The sequence below is a fragment of the Candidatus Omnitrophota bacterium genome (genome assembly GCA_018894435.1).
Taxonomy (GTDB): Bacteria; Omnitrophota; Gorgyraeia; order JAHIPI01; family JAHIPI01; genus JAHIPI01.
Genome location: JAHIPI010000043.1, coordinates 1 through 15,349, shown reverse-complemented (window position 1 = coordinate 15,349; position 15,349 = coordinate 1). Strand labels below are relative to the sequence as shown.

Sequence of the window (15,349 nt, the reverse complement as noted above, 5' to 3'; positions counted from 1 at the left end):
ACGATTAAAAATAACGTTAGTAAATATAAAAGGCATTTTTCGTGGTTCAGGCCTGAAAAATGCCTTTTATATTTGGGGGTAACCCCAAAACGAAAATCAGTTGCCCATACGGTACGTTAATGGTATAATAACATCCTTTCAATGCGGCGAGATAACTTCTTAATGTTCTCAAGGAAGAGGAGAGAAATGATATGGTGAGCCAAGATCCGGAATTGGAACAGGAAATGAATTTGCGTGAATACCTGGATGTGATAATAAAACGGAAGAAATTGATTCTTGCCGTTTTTTTATGTCTGTAATCGTTACCGCAATAATAAGTTTCAGCACGCCAAAAGTCTATGAGGTCTCGATGGTTGTCGAACTGCCCACTATAGGAGTCGATGATTCCGGTACCCCCATATTTGTAGTGCGGCCGGATATCATCAAGGCAAAAATCGAAGACGGTGTTTTTAACTTGAACGTAGTCAATGTATTAAAATTGGATTCGCAAAAAGCCGGAATTGGATTAAAAGTTTCCCAGCCCCGGGATTTAACATTGTTAAAACTTAACATTGACGAACCGGAGGACAAGAAAGAACTGGGTACAAAGATTTTAAATCAGTTTTTTAATGAAATGGCCGATTTTTATAAAGATAGTACAGAAACAAGAAAGGGCGACATAGATAATCGAATAACTCTTATTTCTAACCAGATCAAGAAAAAAAACGATTCGATAAAACTGAACGAAGAGAATTTTAAAATATTCGAAATTCGAGCAAAAGAAGTGATTAGCGAAATTATGAGTATCAAGATTAATACTGAACAACTGCTCGCCAAAAGAGATATATTGCTCGAAAAGAAAGTTCAAGCGGATGACCCCGGAACTCTACTATACTTAGATGTCATACAGCAGAATATCAGCTGCTTCGATCGGCTTAATAATCAATTAGCGGATATCAAGATTAGAAAAAACGACACAGCAAATGGTATCAAAAGTCGTCAAAATGAAATTACCGAATTCGGCATAGAAATCGAACGGCTGAAAAGAAATAAAGAAAATATCCACGGTATCAAGTTAATTCAGAAGCCACGGGCTTCACTAAAGGCAACGGGCCCAAACAAAAAGAAAAATATTGTTTTAGCGGGCATATTGGGTCTAATGGCCGGTACGCTTTCAGCATTTTTCACGGAGTTTTTAGAAAAAACAAGGCCAACCTAAGGTAAATTTATGAAAAAAGCCATCATAACCGGTATTACAGGCCAAGACGGGTCCTATTTAGCGGAATTTTTGCTTTCCAAGGGGTACGAGGTGCACGGCATAATACGCCGCGTTGCGCTGGAAGATCCGGAGCATAGATTTTGGCGAATAAAGCATATTAAGGACAGGCTTATTTTGCACCCTGCATCTCTGGAAAGTTATGCGAGCATATTCAACGTTGTGGATAAAGTGCGTCCGGATGAAGTTTATCATTTGGCCGCTCAAAGTTTCGTAAGTTATTCTTTCGAAGATGAGTTCTCAACTATTAACACCAATATCAACGGCACTCATTTTGTATTATCCGCGATTAAGAATAAAACATCAGGTTGCAAGTTTTATTTTGCCGGCTCAAGCGAGATGTTCGGTTCTGCTCAGGAGGTGCCGCAGAATGAGAAAACAAGGTTCCATCCGCGTTCTCCGTACGGCATTTCCAAAGTTGCCGGTTTTGACTTAACCAGAAATTACAGAGAGGCCTACGGTTTATTCGCCTGTAACGGTATCCTTTTTAACCACGAGTCGCCCCGGCGCGGGTTTGAATTCGTAACCAGAAAAATTACGAATGGCGTCGCAAAAATTAAATTGGGGCTTGCAAAAGAGATACAGCTGGGCAATCTGGATGCAAAAAGAGACTGGGGGTTCGCGGGCGATTATGTTGAAGCTATGTGGATGATGCTTCAGCAAGATGCGCCGGATGATTATGTTATTGCGACCGGCAAAACATATTCAGTCAAACAATTCGTGGAAGCAGCTTTTAGTTATGTCGGCTTAGATTGGGAAAAATACATAACACGGGATAATAACCTGTTCCGTCCGGCCGAAGTCAATATCCTATGCGGCGATTATAATAAGGCCAAGAGAATTTTAGGCTGGAAGCCAAAAGTCGAGTTCAATAAACTTGTCAAAATGATGGTAGACGAAGACCTAAGAATATCTAAATCGGTATGATAAAACCATGATTAACCTGAAAAGAAAACGTATTCTTGTAACCGGCGGTAATGGTTTTCTGGGATCTTTTGTGGTAAAGAAGCTTCGGGAACGCGGCTGTAGAAATATTTTTATTCCAACCAGTAAAGAGTATGACCTGGTTCAAATGGAGTCGGTTAAAAGTGTTTATAAAGACGCTAACCCTGATATTGTTATACATTTAGCGGCAAAAGTCGGCGGTATCGGCGCTAATATGGAAAATTCCGGTAAATTTTTCTATGATAATCTGATGATGGGTGCGCAGATGATGGAAATCGGCCGACAGAGAAACATAGAAAAATTTATTGCCTTGGGAACTATTTGCTGCTATCCGAAATTTACGCCTGTTCCCTTTAAAGAAGAAAACCTTTGGAACGGCTATCCTGAAGAAACCAATGCTCCTTACGGCTTAGCCAAAAAAATGCTTTCAGTCCAGTCTCAGGCATATCGCGAGCAATATGGTTTTAATTCTATTTTTTTAATGCCGGTTAATCTATATGGCCCGGGAGATAATTTTGATCCCGGTTCATCTCATGTTATCCCGGCGTTGATTAAAAAATGCATGGACGCGAAGAACAGCGGAGATAGCCATATAACCGTATGGGGCACAGGCAGGGCTACGCGGGAATTCCTTTATGTTGAGGATGCAGCAGAGGCCATCATTTTAGCTACCGAAAAATATAATAAGTCCGAACCTGTCAATATCGGCGCCGGTTTTGAAATATCCATAAAAAATTTAGCTAAGCTTATCGCCAAGCTTACCGGTTTCAAAGGTAGAATTATCTGGGATAAGACTAAGCCTGACGGCCAGCCTAAAAGATGCCTGGATATTACAAAAGCGCACAGAGAATTCGGATTTAAAGCTAAGACAAAATTTAAAAACGGCCTTAAGAAGGCCATCGAATGGTATATTAAACAGGCGCAGTTGCCGATGAAGATTTTGCCGCAATGAAATCCTTTCTCCGTTCCGAACGCTTGCACCGGCTCTCAAAAGAAGGTTTATGGGTTGTCTTTGGCCAAGCAACAGCAGTGATCGGCTCCCTAATCGGCGTGCGGATATTGACAGGCCTGCTGGATCCTACGGCGTATGGTGAACTAGTCCTGGGTATGACCGTAGCCACACTAATTAATCAGGCCGTGTTCGGACCGCTGGGCAACGGTGTAACCCGCTTCTATGCGCCGGCAGTGGAAAAGAGAGATTTTGACGGCTATTTGAATGCGGTACTCCGACTGGTATTATCGGCAACTGGGGTTGTTATTCTCATACTCCTGCTTATGGCCGCCGGCCTACTGATTGCTGGGCGAACGGAATGGATCGCTATTACAACCGTAGCTCTTATTTTTGCTATCCTTAGCGGCTACAACTCGATTCTTAGCGGTGTCCAGAACGCTGCACGTCAACGGTCTATCGTTGCACTTCATCAGGGAATAGATCCCTGGGTGCGGTTTCTAGTCGCCGCAGGTTTGATGATTTTTTTGGGTGCCACTAGTACTATGGCGATGGTTGGCTATGCCATGGCAGCTATGCTGCTGCTTTGTTCTCAGTATGTATTTTTTCGCAAAGTCGTTCCCAAATATATATCCGTAGCAGATAAAGAAAGAAATTGGTCGGCCGAGATATGGAAGTACTCGTGGCCGTTTGCCACATGGGGAATTTTTACCTGGATCCAGCTATCTTCCGATCGCTGGGCACTGAATTTTTTCTCTACTACGCAAAATGTGGGTCTGTATGGCGTGCTTTTTCAGTTGGGGTATTACCCGATATCAATGGCCGCCGGAATGGCAATGCAGTTTTTAACCCCCATTTTTTATCAGCAGGCCGGTAGCGCAAACGATAACCGACGAAACACTAATGTAAATAGCCTAAGTTGGCGTCTAACCGGTTTTACTTTGGGGGCGACATTCATTACCTTTTTGGCAGCGTTTCTGTTTCACGCGCAGATATTCAGGATTTTTGCGGCTAAAGAATACGCATCCATATCTTATCTATTGCCGTGGATGTTTCTTGCCGGCGGAGTATTTGCAGCTGGTCAAGCCATAACGCTTAACCTGCAGAGCCAAATGAAAACACGTGTAATTATGACAGCAAAAATCATTACAGCTCTATTGGGCGTTATATTTAACTTTGCCGGTGCGTATTGGTACGGCATTACGGGTATTGTCATTGCTGGTGTTTTCTTTTCTGCGGTTTATTTTATTTGGATGGCAGCACTTTCAAAATACAACTGAAAGGATGACAAGTGTTTTCATTAAAACGGATAGGCTCATTAATGAGGCCTTTCGTAGACCGATTTCCTCGTATAGCCGCCACGTATCGGAGTATGCGTGATCAACTGCATGTAATGGAAGAGCCAGTCGTGACACCGTGGGGTTTCAAATTTGCCGGAAACATAGCCATGGCACAAGGAACTTTTGAACCGATGGAAGCAGAGCTTGTCAGAAATATTCTCAAAGATATAGATGTCATGGTTGATATTGGAGCGAATGTCGGATTTTACACCTGTTTGGCTCGGTCAAAAGGAATTTATACTATTGCTGTTGAACCATTCATGCCAAATATGGATTATCTGTATGCCAATCTCTGCGCGAATGGCTGGAATGATGTAGAGGTTTATCCAATTGGCTTAGCCAGTAAACCCGGTTTAGATAACCTATATGGAGCAGGTACTGGGGCATCTTTACTGAAGGGCTGGGCTGGCGCTTCACCACTAATGCGTCATACAATTTGTGCAACTTTAGCAACTAGTGGACACAATAGGTTCTTTTTAGGTTTGTAGATTTGATATTGGTCTGGGTGGATAAGATGGGTTATAATGGTACCCATTATAACCCGCGAGAAAGGACCAAAATGAAAGAACCCACCCTTGTATTAGAAAAAGATGAAGTAACCGCTACTCCCGGCTCTGCCGCGAAGCTAATCCGCGAAGTAAAGTATAAAACCCGCAAGCGTGTATCCACTGAAGACAAGATCAGGATAGTCCTGGAAGGCTTCCGTAAAGAGCTGCCCACATCAGACCTCTGCAGGCGCGAGAATATATCAACAGCCATATACTATTCATGGCTTAAAAACTTCATGGAGGCCGGCAAGGCGCGCTTAAAAGGCGATGGCCTAAGAGATGCCACAACAAGCGAGGTAAAGCATCTACGCGATGAGAATTCACGATTGAAGGAACTTATAGGCGAATCCGCCCTTGAGAACCAGCTTCTTAAAAAAAGTCTGAATGCGTAAAGGAAGGCTGGCATAGATATATGGATGAGTATCAGAGAGAGGATCTCATAAAAAAGGTGGAGCTCAAGGAAGGACATAGGGCTAAAGTCCTTGAGGATCTGAATATTCCTCGCTCCACCTACTACAAGTGGCGAAGAACTTACGATGAGGATGGTCTGCCAGGCCTTGCCAAGACAAAGCCTCAGGCGAAGCGTGTCTGGAATAGGCTTGCCGAGAAAGAAGTATCTCGAGTCCTTGAGATAGCCCGCCTTCATCCGGAGCTATCTTCAAGACTCCTAGCCATCAAGATTACCGACGAGGAAGACTTCTCGATATCGGAATCTACCGTATATAGGATCCTGAAAGATAATAACCTCATCGCTCCAAGGCCAATGGCGGAGCTACCGGCGGCCAAGGAATGGAAGCATAAGATGACAAGGCCTGATGAGCTCTGGCAGTCTGACGCCACCAATATCTTTGTAGTAGGCTGGGGATATTATAAGCTTATACCGGTAGAAGATGACTACTCCCGCAAGATCATAGGCTATGACGTAAGGCCTGATGAGACAGCCTTTAGCTTCGCTGATGTGGTGGAGATAGCTATTGAAAACGCGAAGCGTGAAGGCCATCTCGTAGACAAGAATAATATGCCGCATATTTATACCGATAACGGTCCTGGCTTTACCTCCGTCATAATGGACGATTATCTATCGGCTCACGGTATAAAGCATATCTTCGGCACGCCCTATCATCCGCAAGGACGTGGCAAGATCGAGCGGTTCAACAGGCGTATTAAAGATAAGCTGTGTCTTGTGGTCTACTGTTCACCGGAGGAGCTGAGGCGAGCGGTTGATGAGGCCATTCCTATCTATAATTCTACGCCCCATGAATCGCTTGATAACGTATCGCCGAATGATGTCTATGCCGGCAGAAAGGAGAAGATATTAAAAAGACGTGCTGAGAAGAAACGATTGACGCTTGAACGCAGGAAGAGGTATAATCTGGAAGGTAGAAATATTAACCAAAACAATGACCCAGAGCAGTATCAAGTCGCAAACTTAAATAACGCCGAAGTGTCCAAAAAGGTCTGAAGATATACACTACTACATTGATGGCCACAGCGATTTGAGCGATCCCGGCGTCAGAGATTGGATAAAGACCGACTTTCGAAATTATGTAAGCACATATAAGAACCATCCGGCTGTTCTTATGTGGTCTCCCGGAAATGAGACGGAAGCGGCCTATGCCGGATGTGACTACGAGTATTACACGCTTCTTAATGAACTGGCTGAAGCCGCTTATATGGAGGAAGGAGATGCCTACCACCCGGTGACGGCGGTACTCATGAACATATTCCATATCGGCGATAGCAACTTTCTAACAACCGATAAGGATATGAATTATCTCGATGTATGGGGCGGAAACGTCTATGAAGGCATAACCTTCGGCGATATGTTCGACGATTTCGCCAGTAGGAGCAATAAGGCTTTCTGGGTCTCCGAATTCGGGGTTGACGCCTGGCATACAAATGATAAATACGGTGATCCGGCGGATGGCTATCTCGACGAGGCATCTCAGGAACAATTAGATGTTGCGCTATGGGATGAGATTGCCGCAAGAGGTGACGTATGTTCCGGAGGCACAGTATTTGCATATTCGGATGAATGGTGGAAGACAAGCGGTGGCAGTAACTCCGCTCACGACTACGGCGGTTTCCCGTATATGTACGAAATGACCGGACATCCGGATGAATATTCAAACGAAGAGTGGTATGGTGTAGTCGCAGTTTCCGATGACGGGACGAATCCGGATACTGTTACCACACGTGCAGCCTACAATGGATTAAAGTCGCGCTGGTACGAGGACAGTTCAGAGCCGAAGATGCATATCCAGGATATATCCATGAATTTGGAATATACCACCGTCCGGCGGACGACGTATGTGAAAGCGCAAGCAACCATTACTGTTTATGACGAAAACGATCAACCAGTAAACGGAGCGACCGTCTATGGTTCATGGAGCGGATTGACCGGGGATACCGACTCTGGCATAGCCAATGTGGAAGGGGCTGTGGTACTCAGCTCGGACAAGGTCAAAAGTCCACAGAGCGGCGCGCAATTTACGTTCACAGTTACAAATATAGAGTTGTCCGGATGGATTTATGATTCGGCATTAAATGTTGAAACAAGCGATTCGATAAGTATACCTTAAGCAGTAAAAAACAGTAAAACATAACCCTATGCGAGTAAAATACTTGCGTGGGGTTTTGTTTTGGAATATAATAAAAGTGAAGAAGGGGGCGTAAAGAGAATACGGTGCCGTCCTAGAAAGTGACATCATATGGGATTATTATCACTTTTACTTAGAGAACCAATAGCGTTTTTTCTATTAATTCCGTTGCTTCTTTATTCGATTATCGCTCACGAGATGGCGCATGGTTGGGTTGCCTCACTGTTTGGTGATGATACGGCGAAACGCTCCGGTAGATTATCGCTCAACCCCAAATCTCATCTTGATCCAATGGGGACACTTGCTCTTTTTTTTATAGGGTTTGGATGGGCAAAGCCAGTGCCCGTAGACTATAGAAACCTGGGTAGTTCCCGTAGAGCTATTATTGCTGTTTCTTTGGCGGGGTGCGTAACAAATATACTTATTGCAACAATTGCGTTATTTTTGCTGCATTTTTACACTTTTCGCACAAATTATTTTTTTGCGCCGGTGCTTCTCATTACAGCAAGAATAAACATTATACTGGGATCTTTTAATCTGATACCTATACCGCCCCTGGACGGATCCCGCGTTCTTATGGAATTTCTGCCTTATGATGCCAAGTATAAGCTTGCCAGACTCGAACCGTATGGTTTTTTTATAATTGTTATCTTGCTTTGGACTGGAATTTTGAGTCCGGTAATTACATTTGTTCAAAACATCATTCTTGGATTAATCGGAATACTATTTAGTTTTGGGATGGCCCCATAACGCTTTGCAACGAAATATATTGCAAGGCGTTTTTATTTGAGATATAATCAAAATATGAAAATAATAACGGAAATTCTAAAGATCGACGAACTCAAAAAAATAGCCGCTGATACATTTGGCAATATGGTAAAAGCAGTTGTTGATGTCGATAGGGAGCTTATTGCGTCAGGGTAACAGGAGTCGGGGGGTAGACGACGAGGGAATACGCAAGAAAATAGTTGAAATTGCGCTCAGGAGGATTAAGAGGTGAATTATCAACACAAAGATCTTGCCTCAGGGCGCTGGAATAATATGCCGTTCTTAGAGCAAATGGCGAATATAGGAAGCGAAGTAGAACGCGCTTTGAACTGGCAGGCAAAGCACAATAGCGCATATAGCCAAAAGGCGGTTGAACGCGCTCTTGAACTTATAGATTTGTCTCTAGATAACATTACAAGCCCATCTCGCCTCAAAGAGCTTACTCGCGTTCGGGAAGCCATCGTAGATTTTTTTCTCGAAAAAAACCAATTCAAATCCAGTGACGCATTGTGGAGAGCGTATTTTTTACCTTTCGCCTATGCTGTACGCCGTAACCGTTAATTTCCTAGAAGAAAAAACCAAAGTTGAATAAAAAATCAAACACCTTCCCCATAATATCGGTAGCGTTTTTTATTACGGGCAATCTTGTTGGTGCCGGGATCCTGGGGCTTCCCATCCCTGCCAGCCGAACAAGATCCGCCACATACGCCCGGTTATATGCGGCAGCAATGAAAGGAGCTAGACGATATCCATGAAAGATATTTATTTTTCAATAATATTAATCGCTACGGCGGCTTTTACCGGTGTTATCATTCGTTTTATCTTATCGTTTATTATTAAGAAATTCCGGGGCCCGGCAGATTCCTGGAAGAGATTGCTTGGATTTAGGTACTTGATCGGCCCAGTTTCTTCTTTAATTCCTGCCGCCTGCCTTCTTTCTATGCTGCCTATGATGCATTTTCCGGAAGATATAAAAATATATGTTATCCATATTCTGCAATTGTGGGTTATCGCTTCCGTAGGATGGTTTATTATAAAGGCCACTTACATTGTCCGCGATGTTATCCTCAGCCGTTATAAGATGGATGAGCGGGATAATCTCCAGGCAAGGGCGGTATATACCCAAATACGGGTTATTGGCGATATAATCAATGTCGCCATCGCTATTCTGACAGTTTCTATTATGATGATGACGTTTGACAAGATACGTCATATTGGCGTGAGTCTTTTGGCCTCTGCGGGGGTAATCGGCATAATAATCGGTTTCGCGGCGCAAAAGACGCTGGGCAGTCTTTTGGCCGGTATTCAGATTGCCATTGCTCAACCTATTCGCATCGATGACGTAGTTATAGTGGAAGGCGAATGGGGATGGATAGAGGAAATTACGCTTACCTACGTAGTAGTCCGCATATGGGATTTAAGGCGCTTAGTTGTTCCCATCTCATACTTTATCGAAAAGCCTTTCCAAAATTGGACAAGAATTTCCGCGGATCTACTCGGATATATTTATCTGTATGTTGATTATGCAATGCCCGTACAGGAAGTGCGCGATGAATTGACCCGCATTCTCAGCGAAAGCCATTACTGGGACAAAAAGGTTAATGTCTTACAGGTCACAAACATAACAGAGCGGACGATCGAACTGCGCGCCCTTATGAGCGCCGCGGATTCGCCTTCATCCTGGAACTTGCGCTGCGAAGTCAGAGAAAAACTTTTAGTGTTTTTGCAGAAAAAATTTCCTCAATTCCTGCCTCGGGTGCGGGTGGAGATGGAAAAAGAGACGTGATATTGACGGCCTTGGGTTGTTTTGTGAGGTAGAAGAAGTAAAAGGCGTGCCTTCCGGCAGGTTACCTATATAAAAATTCTATCGGATAGCCCTGCACCTTATTGCCGTCGCAATAAGTGGAGATCCATACTGTTTGAGGTTCCGAGACGACTATCTTTGGCAGGATAAATGTTTCCTGATACACCTTCTCGTCCTCATCCTGCGGGGGCAGGATGTAAGACGTCGCCTCTTTTTCGTCTGTTCCATTCTGATTATCTATAGTTACTTTTATGCTATGCTCTTTTTCATCGCGATACCAGAATTGGACTAACATGTAATTGCTGAGCGCAAAGGCGCTTAAAGGATATGAGGATTTAGGCAGCACAATAGTGTGAATGAAGCTTGATATAGGATGGAAACCCGACTGCGATATTATACTCTTTTTTATAAGAAACGAATTTATCAATATCATATTGTCAATAGTATAACATAGTTACCCGAAAAAGCAATAGAGCCGTTGAATTATATTGCAGATGCGGGAGAGATAATATATAATACCTCTAAATAAAAATGCCCCTATCGTCTAGCCCGGCCTAGGACGTCAGCTTCTCAGGCTGAAGACCGGGGTTCGAATCCCCGTGGGGGTACCATCCTTCGACGCGGTCGCCAAAGGCGACCTTGCTCAGGATGGTGGTGAGCAAGCGAAGCGCGTCGAACCACCACGCTATTATGAAATATAAAAATCCTGTCATATCGGGCTTTTACCCTGATCCGAGCGTCTGCCGCGTCGGCGAAGATTACTATCTGGTAACAAGCTCGTTCGAATATTTCCCCGGAGTGCCGATATTTCACAGTAAAGACCTTATCAACTGGCGCCAGATAGGTTATTGCCTCACGCGTAAGAGCCAGCTTCCACTTGAAAAAGCGAGGAGTTCCAGCGGTATATTTGCCCCTACCATACGGCATCATAACGGGACTTTTTATATGGTGACTACAAACGCGAACGGCTGGAGGAACTTTTTTGTTTATTCAAAAGATCCCGCCGGAGACTGGTCAGAACCCGTTTGGCTGGATCAGGGAGGCATCGATCCGTCACTTTTTTTCGACGATGATGGCTCCGTATACTTCGCGAGTACGGGCGTTAACTGTATTGTCCAAAGCACCATTGATATTAAGACCGGAAAGCAGCTGATCGATACGCAAGAGATATGGCGCGGGACCAGCGGCAGTTATCCCGAAGGTCCGCATCTTTATAAGATAAACGGTACATATTATCTTATGATAGCCGAGGGCGGCACGGAATTCGGCCACATGGAAACTATCGCGAGGAGTAAAAGCCCGTGGGGTCCCTTCGAAAGCTGCCTGCGGAACCCCATACTTACTCATAGAAGTTCAGTCGAACCTATACAATGTACCGGACACGGAGATTTGGTAGAGGCCCATAACGGGACATGGTGGATGGTATTTTTAGGAGTGAGGACTAATGGCCATCCGCCGTGTCATCATATAGGTAGAGAAGTATACCTTGCGCCGGTAAAGTGGGACAAAGACGGGTGGCCCGTAGTTGGCGATAACGGCCGCGTCTATTTGGAGATGGAAACCGATTGTCTGCCGCTCGATCCACAGAAAAGTATTGAAACACGCGACGATTTTGACAGCAAATCTCTTGGCATTGATTGGAATTTCTTGAGAAATCCGAAAGAGGAAGACTGGCCTTTGAGTGAACGTCCCGGATTTATCAGACTTACAGGTTCTGCCGTCACGCTTGACGATTTTGATTCACCGGCTTTTATCGGGCGCAGGCAAAGGCATTTTAACTGCCGCGTGCAGGCGAGTCTCTCTTTCTCTCCCGAGAACGAAAATGAAGAAGCCGGCCTTACCGTCTTCATGAACGAGCGCCATCACTACGAAATAGCCGTGACACGGCTTGCGAAGGAGCGGCGGGTCATCGTACGCAAAAGAATCGGCGGGCTTTCAGCCATTGTGGCATCCGAAAAGATTGGTGAAGGGGCCGTAACGCTTGGTTTGTCCGCGAACAAGGATTTGTATCAATTCTTTTATTTACATAAAGATTCCGGCAATTCAGTATTGGCCGAGGGCGAGACAAGGTATCTTTCAAGTGAAGTAGCGGGAGGCTGGACAGGCGTATTTTTCGCCATGTACGCAACCGGTAACGGTAAAAAAAGCAAATCACCGGCTTATTTTGACTGGTTTGAATATCTTCCGATGGACGGCGGTTAACGAAAAAAAAGAAAAGAGCCACATATGTCGAAGATCGCGCACATCCTTTCTTTTACTGCTATAGTGATTATTATATTGGCGATCGTACCCTGGCTTTCGGACTACGCCGAAACAGGGCATTGGCCGAATACACCTCTTCAATTCCTGAACGAAATTACAGCCTCCTGTATAGCATTGCTCCTGGGGGCCCTCGTGATGTTTCTTATATACGAACATTATAAAGACGTTGAAAACCTTCTTGTAACAGATCATCTTACAGGCGTCTATAATATGCGCGTTTTTTCTGAAAAGATAAAATGGGTTTTTATAGCGAGCAAGCGCACGAAGATAAAATCTACGCTTTTATTTATGGACCTGGACGGCTTTAAAAAATATAATGACACTCACGGCCATATGGAGGGCAATAGAATCCTGGAATTAATGGGCGATATACTGCTGCGGAGCACGAGAAAATTTGTCGACTGGCCATTCAGGATAGGCGGCGACGAGTTTGCGGTATTGATGGAATTTTCGGACAAAAAATCGGCGGAGACGCTTGCCCATCGCCTGCAAAGCCGGCTAAAGAAAGAAACATACGGGGAGATCTCGCTGACTATCGGCCTTTCGGAGATAAAAGATTCGATGAAAAACGAAGCGCACTGGATAGAAGAAGCCGACAGGGAAATGTATCACAATAAAAAGGTAGGCCAATTTTTGTCAGATTATAACCACACAAAACACCAATAATGAAGGGGCATAAATGGAAAAAGTATTTGTTTTAGATACAAATGTATTGCTGCATAATCCTGACGCGCTTTTTTCTTTCGAGGATAATGTTGTAGTGCTGCCGATCGAGGTAATAGAGGAGCTGGACGAATTTAAAAAAGACACCGACGAAAAAGGCAGAAACGCGCGTCTTGCCATAAGAGCCTTGGACAACCTTAGGGGCAGGGGAAACCTGGGCCACGGTGTTAAGCTTAAGGAAGGCGGCGTGTTGGTAATACCTCCCAAAATAGACTTTGACAAGGCCAGTCTTATCGGCCTTGTGCCGGACACAAAGGATAACAAGATACTTATAACGGCTTACATACTTCAGCATGAAGGTAAAGAGGTCGTATTTGTCTCCAAGGATATCAATTCGCGCGTTAAGGCCGATGCGATAGGGCTAAATGCCATGGACTTTGAGAAGCAGAAAGTCGACCTTAATAGCTTATATACGGGGTGGCGGGAGATATTGGTTGATAATGAAAAGGTAGAAGAATTTTATAGCGGAAAAGTGCCGGATGCCGGCAAGAACGATTTCTTTCCTAACGAGTTTATATTCCTTAAGAGTACCACCGGCGCCAAAAAGACGGCGCTGGCGCGTTATAAAAAAGAGACAAATGCCCTTATGCCGCTTATATACAGCCAGATATCTCTGGATGGAGTAAAGCCGCGGAACAAAGAGCAGACAATGGCCCAGGAGATATTGTTGAATAACGACATTACATTGGTAACGCTCGTAGGAAGGGCCGGTACCGGCAAGACGCTTTTGGCTTTGGCGGTAGGGCTGAAGAAAGTGATAGATGACAGGACGTATACCAAATTACTGATATCAAGGCCCGTCGTACCATTGGGGCGGGATATCGGATATCTACCCGGCACCAAGGAGGAAAAACTGGAAAATTGGATGGAGCCGATATTTGATAATCTGGAATTTATATTAAGCGGCGCAAACGTTAAAAAGATGCAGCGGCGGACCAACGAAAAGAGCCTGAACAACCTGATGGAGAGCGGAGTAATACAACTGGAAGCGCTGACCTACATGAGGGGCCGCAGTATACCCAATCAGTTTATAATAATAGATGAAGCGCAAAATATGACGCCTCATGAGATAAAGACTGTAATCAGCAGGGCCGGCGCAGGCACAAAAGTGGTGCTGACCGGCGATCCGTATCAGATAGACAATCCATATCTGGATTCAAATTCCAACGGTCTTACATATTGCGTTGACAGGATGAAAGGGCAGGCGGCGTTTGGCCATATGACTTTGACCAAGAATGAACGAAGCGCGCTCGCGTCCCTTGCGGCTAATATACTATAAATTTCTTGCAAATAGCGAGACCGTAGGGTATAATTATTTTAAAAGAGAGGGGAGGGAACAGGATGAAGAAAATCGGCATATTCTTAATGGCGTTATTTTTTGTAAGCACATTGATAACCGCAGGATACACCGCTGATAAAGACCTCAATAAAGCCGTTGATATGGCAAAAGCCAAATTCAATCAGGCTAGAGGTGCCTATATAGCCGCCAAAAAGAGCCTTAGCGACGCGCAAATTAAATCGCTCAGGACCATTGGAAAGGCGGAGAAACAGGAAGCGGTGAAGGCAGTATGGGATGCAAGGAAAAACGTTAAGAAGACAAAGGAAGTTTATAAGGCAGATCTTAGCCAATTACGTCAAGCTGAAATAGCGAAAGACGGGGCAAGAGACAGGTCTCCCTGGAGATAAACCAATAATTTTATAGTAGAAAACGGGGTATCTTAAAAAAAAGGTGCCCCGTTTTATTTTTTGAATATGCCTCAAGGTATTGTTATTTAAACGGATTATAGAAGCAAAAAGACCTCAACCTGCAATAGAATCAAACAGATTAAGTTAAAGGTGAGAAATCGGATGAGAGGTAACCTTCTTCTCTACCGATACTATTGAGAAAGACGCGATATCCTTAAGATAGATATCGTCACTTAGCCACGTCTATACTTACATAGGCTTTACGTTTGTAGCGTGTTCGCCCTTAGGCCCCTGGCCTATTTCAAATTCGACGGACTGTCCTTCTTTGAGACTTTTATAACCTTCTCCCAGGATGGAAGTATGATGAACAAACACGTCTTTTCCATCTTCTGTGGTTATAAAACCATAACCTTTTTGGTTACTGAACCACTTTACTGTTCCCTTCGCCATTATCTTTCTCGCCCCCCTT

Annotated in this window: 17 protein-coding genes and 1 tRNA gene; 16 read left to right on the top strand and 2 right to left on the bottom strand. The window is 44.3% G+C overall.

Annotation, left to right across the window (positions count from 1 at the left end; translation table 11 throughout):
* The first annotated feature begins 289 nt into the window (after positions 1 to 289).
* From KKI13_03425 to KKI13_03375, 11 genes are all read left to right on the top strand, one after another.
* Complete coding sequence (locus KKI13_03425; protein ID MBU4488100.1) at positions 290 to 1,198, top strand: hypothetical protein; 909 nt, start codon at positions 290 to 292, stop codon at positions 1,196 to 1,198.
* 9 nt (positions 1,199 to 1,207) lie between these two features.
* Entirely contained in the window at positions 1,208 to 2,182 is a 975-nt protein-coding gene (locus KKI13_03420; protein MBU4488099.1) for a GDP-mannose 4,6-dehydratase, read from the top strand.
* A gap of 7 nt (positions 2,183 to 2,189) precedes the next feature.
* Entirely contained in the window at positions 2,190 to 3,152 is a 963-nt protein-coding gene (locus tag KKI13_03415) for a GDP-L-fucose synthase (GenBank protein MBU4488098.1), read from the top strand.
* Positions 3,149 to 4,429, top strand: coding sequence for a lipopolysaccharide biosynthesis protein (locus KKI13_03410; GenBank protein ID MBU4488097.1), 1,281 nt, complete (start codon positions 3,149 to 3,151; stop codon positions 4,427 to 4,429). Before KKI13_03415 ends, KKI13_03410 begins: the two co-directional genes overlap by 4 nt.
* Positions 4,430 to 4,521: 92 nt before the next feature.
* The gene (locus KKI13_03405; GenBank protein ID MBU4488096.1) at positions 4,522 to 4,977 is read left to right on the top strand and encodes a hypothetical protein; all 456 of its coding nucleotides are present in this window, start codon (positions 4,522 to 4,524) and stop codon (positions 4,975 to 4,977) included.
* Positions 4,978 to 5,048: 71 nt separating this feature from the next.
* The gene (locus KKI13_03400; GenBank protein MBU4488095.1) at positions 5,049 to 5,429 is read left to right on the top strand and encodes a transposase; all 381 of its coding nucleotides are present in this window, start codon (positions 5,049 to 5,051) and stop codon (positions 5,427 to 5,429) included.
* Positions 5,430 to 5,449: 20 nt separating this feature from the next.
* A complete protein-coding gene (locus KKI13_03395; GenBank protein MBU4488094.1) occupies positions 5,450 to 6,499 on the top strand; it encodes a DDE-type integrase/transposase/recombinase in 1,050 nt (349 codons plus the stop codon).
* Positions 6,500 to 6,533: 34 nt separating this feature from the next.
* Positions 6,534 to 7,619: a hypothetical protein gene (locus tag KKI13_03390; protein ID MBU4488093.1), complete on the top strand. Its 1,086-nt coding sequence runs from the start codon at positions 6,534 to 6,536 to the stop codon at positions 7,617 to 7,619.
* A gap of 129 nt (positions 7,620 to 7,748) precedes the next feature.
* A complete protein-coding gene (locus KKI13_03385; protein ID MBU4488092.1) occupies positions 7,749 to 8,387 on the top strand; it encodes a site-2 protease family protein in 639 nt (212 codons plus the stop codon).
* A 246-nt stretch (positions 8,388 to 8,633) separates the two neighbouring features.
* Positions 8,634 to 8,966, top strand: a complete 333-nt coding sequence (locus KKI13_03380) for a hypothetical protein (protein ID MBU4488091.1) — start codon at positions 8,634 to 8,636, stop codon at positions 8,964 to 8,966.
* 190 nt (positions 8,967 to 9,156) lie between these two features.
* Positions 9,157 to 10,191 (top strand): mechanosensitive ion channel family protein, encoded by a 1,035-nt coding sequence (locus KKI13_03375; protein MBU4488090.1) that lies wholly within the window; start codon positions 9,157 to 9,159, stop codon positions 10,189 to 10,191.
* A gap of 61 nt (positions 10,192 to 10,252) precedes the next feature.
* Here KKI13_03375 and KKI13_03370 read toward each other — a convergent pair whose 3' ends face one another.
* Positions 10,253 to 10,642, bottom strand: coding sequence for a hypothetical protein (locus tag KKI13_03370; GenBank protein MBU4488089.1), 390 nt, complete (start codon positions 10,640 to 10,642; stop codon positions 10,253 to 10,255).
* Positions 10,643 to 10,742: 100 nt separating this feature from the next.
* Between KKI13_03370 and KKI13_03365 the strand changes: the two genes are divergently transcribed.
* From KKI13_03365 to KKI13_03345, 5 genes are all read left to right on the top strand, one after another.
* Positions 10,743 to 10,820: transfer RNA gene (locus KKI13_03365), tRNA-Glu, on the top strand.
* 79 nt (positions 10,821 to 10,899) lie between these two features.
* Positions 10,900 to 12,411, top strand: a complete 1,512-nt coding sequence (locus KKI13_03360; GenBank protein ID MBU4488088.1) for a glycoside hydrolase family 43 protein — start codon at positions 10,900 to 10,902, stop codon at positions 12,409 to 12,411.
* Positions 12,412 to 12,435: 24 nt separating this feature from the next.
* Positions 12,436 to 13,137 carry a GGDEF domain-containing protein gene (locus tag KKI13_03355; protein MBU4488087.1) on the top strand — a complete coding sequence of 234 codons (702 nt, stop codon included), beginning with the start codon at positions 12,436 to 12,438 and terminating at the stop codon, positions 13,135 to 13,137.
* Positions 13,138 to 13,150: 13 nt separating this feature from the next.
* Positions 13,151 to 14,473 carry a PhoH family protein gene (locus KKI13_03350; GenBank protein ID MBU4488086.1) on the top strand — a complete coding sequence of 441 codons (1,323 nt, stop codon included), beginning with the start codon at positions 13,151 to 13,153 and terminating at the stop codon, positions 14,471 to 14,473.
* 62 nt (positions 14,474 to 14,535) lie between these two features.
* On the top strand, positions 14,536 to 14,880 hold the full coding sequence (locus tag KKI13_03345; protein ID MBU4488085.1) for a hypothetical protein: 345 nt from the start codon (positions 14,536 to 14,538) through the stop codon (positions 14,878 to 14,880).
* Positions 14,881 to 15,129: 249 nt separating this feature from the next.
* Here KKI13_03345 and KKI13_03340 read toward each other — a convergent pair whose 3' ends face one another.
* Positions 15,130 to 15,330, bottom strand: a complete 201-nt coding sequence (locus tag KKI13_03340) for a cold-shock protein (protein ID MBU4488084.1) — start codon at positions 15,328 to 15,330, stop codon at positions 15,130 to 15,132.
* Positions 15,331 to 15,349: the final 19 nt, after the last annotated feature.

What these genes read in the sequence shown, in the direction of transcription:
- KKI13_03425 (MBU4488100.1), top strand. Translation starts at nt 290, where the DNA reads ATGTCTGTAATCGTTACCGCAATAATAAGTTTCAGCACGCCAAAAGTC.
- KKI13_03420 (MBU4488099.1), top strand. Translation starts at nt 1,208, where the DNA reads ATGAAAAAAGCCATCATAACCGGTATTACAGGCCAAGACGGGTCCTAT.
- KKI13_03415 (MBU4488098.1), top strand. Translation starts at nt 2,190, where the DNA reads ATGATTAACCTGAAAAGAAAACGTATTCTTGTAACCGGCGGTAATGGT.
- KKI13_03410 (MBU4488097.1), top strand. Translation starts at nt 3,149, where the DNA reads ATGAAATCCTTTCTCCGTTCCGAACGCTTGCACCGGCTCTCAAAAGAA.
- KKI13_03405 (MBU4488096.1), top strand. Translation starts at nt 4,522, where the DNA reads ATGCGTGATCAACTGCATGTAATGGAAGAGCCAGTCGTGACACCGTGG.
- KKI13_03400 (MBU4488095.1), top strand. Translation starts at nt 5,049, where the DNA reads ATGAAAGAACCCACCCTTGTATTAGAAAAAGATGAAGTAACCGCTACT.
- KKI13_03395 (MBU4488094.1), top strand. Translation starts at nt 5,450, where the DNA reads ATGGATGAGTATCAGAGAGAGGATCTCATAAAAAAGGTGGAGCTCAAG.
- KKI13_03385 (MBU4488092.1), top strand. Translation starts at nt 7,749, where the DNA reads ATGGGATTATTATCACTTTTACTTAGAGAACCAATAGCGTTTTTTCTA.
- KKI13_03375 (MBU4488090.1), top strand. Translation starts at nt 9,157, where the DNA reads ATGAAAGATATTTATTTTTCAATAATATTAATCGCTACGGCGGCTTTT.
- KKI13_03370 (MBU4488089.1), bottom strand. Translation starts at nt 10,642, where the DNA reads ATGATATTGATAAATTCGTTTCTTATAAAAAAGAGTATAATATCGCAG.
- KKI13_03360 (MBU4488088.1), top strand. Translation starts at nt 10,900, where the DNA reads ATGAAATATAAAAATCCTGTCATATCGGGCTTTTACCCTGATCCGAGC.
- KKI13_03355 (MBU4488087.1), top strand. Translation starts at nt 12,436, where the DNA reads ATGTCGAAGATCGCGCACATCCTTTCTTTTACTGCTATAGTGATTATT.
- KKI13_03350 (MBU4488086.1), top strand. Translation starts at nt 13,151, where the DNA reads ATGGAAAAAGTATTTGTTTTAGATACAAATGTATTGCTGCATAATCCT.
- KKI13_03345 (MBU4488085.1), top strand. Translation starts at nt 14,536, where the DNA reads ATGAAGAAAATCGGCATATTCTTAATGGCGTTATTTTTTGTAAGCACA.
- KKI13_03340 (MBU4488084.1), bottom strand. Translation starts at nt 15,330, where the DNA reads ATGGCGAAGGGAACAGTAAAGTGGTTCAGTAACCAAAAAGGTTATGGT.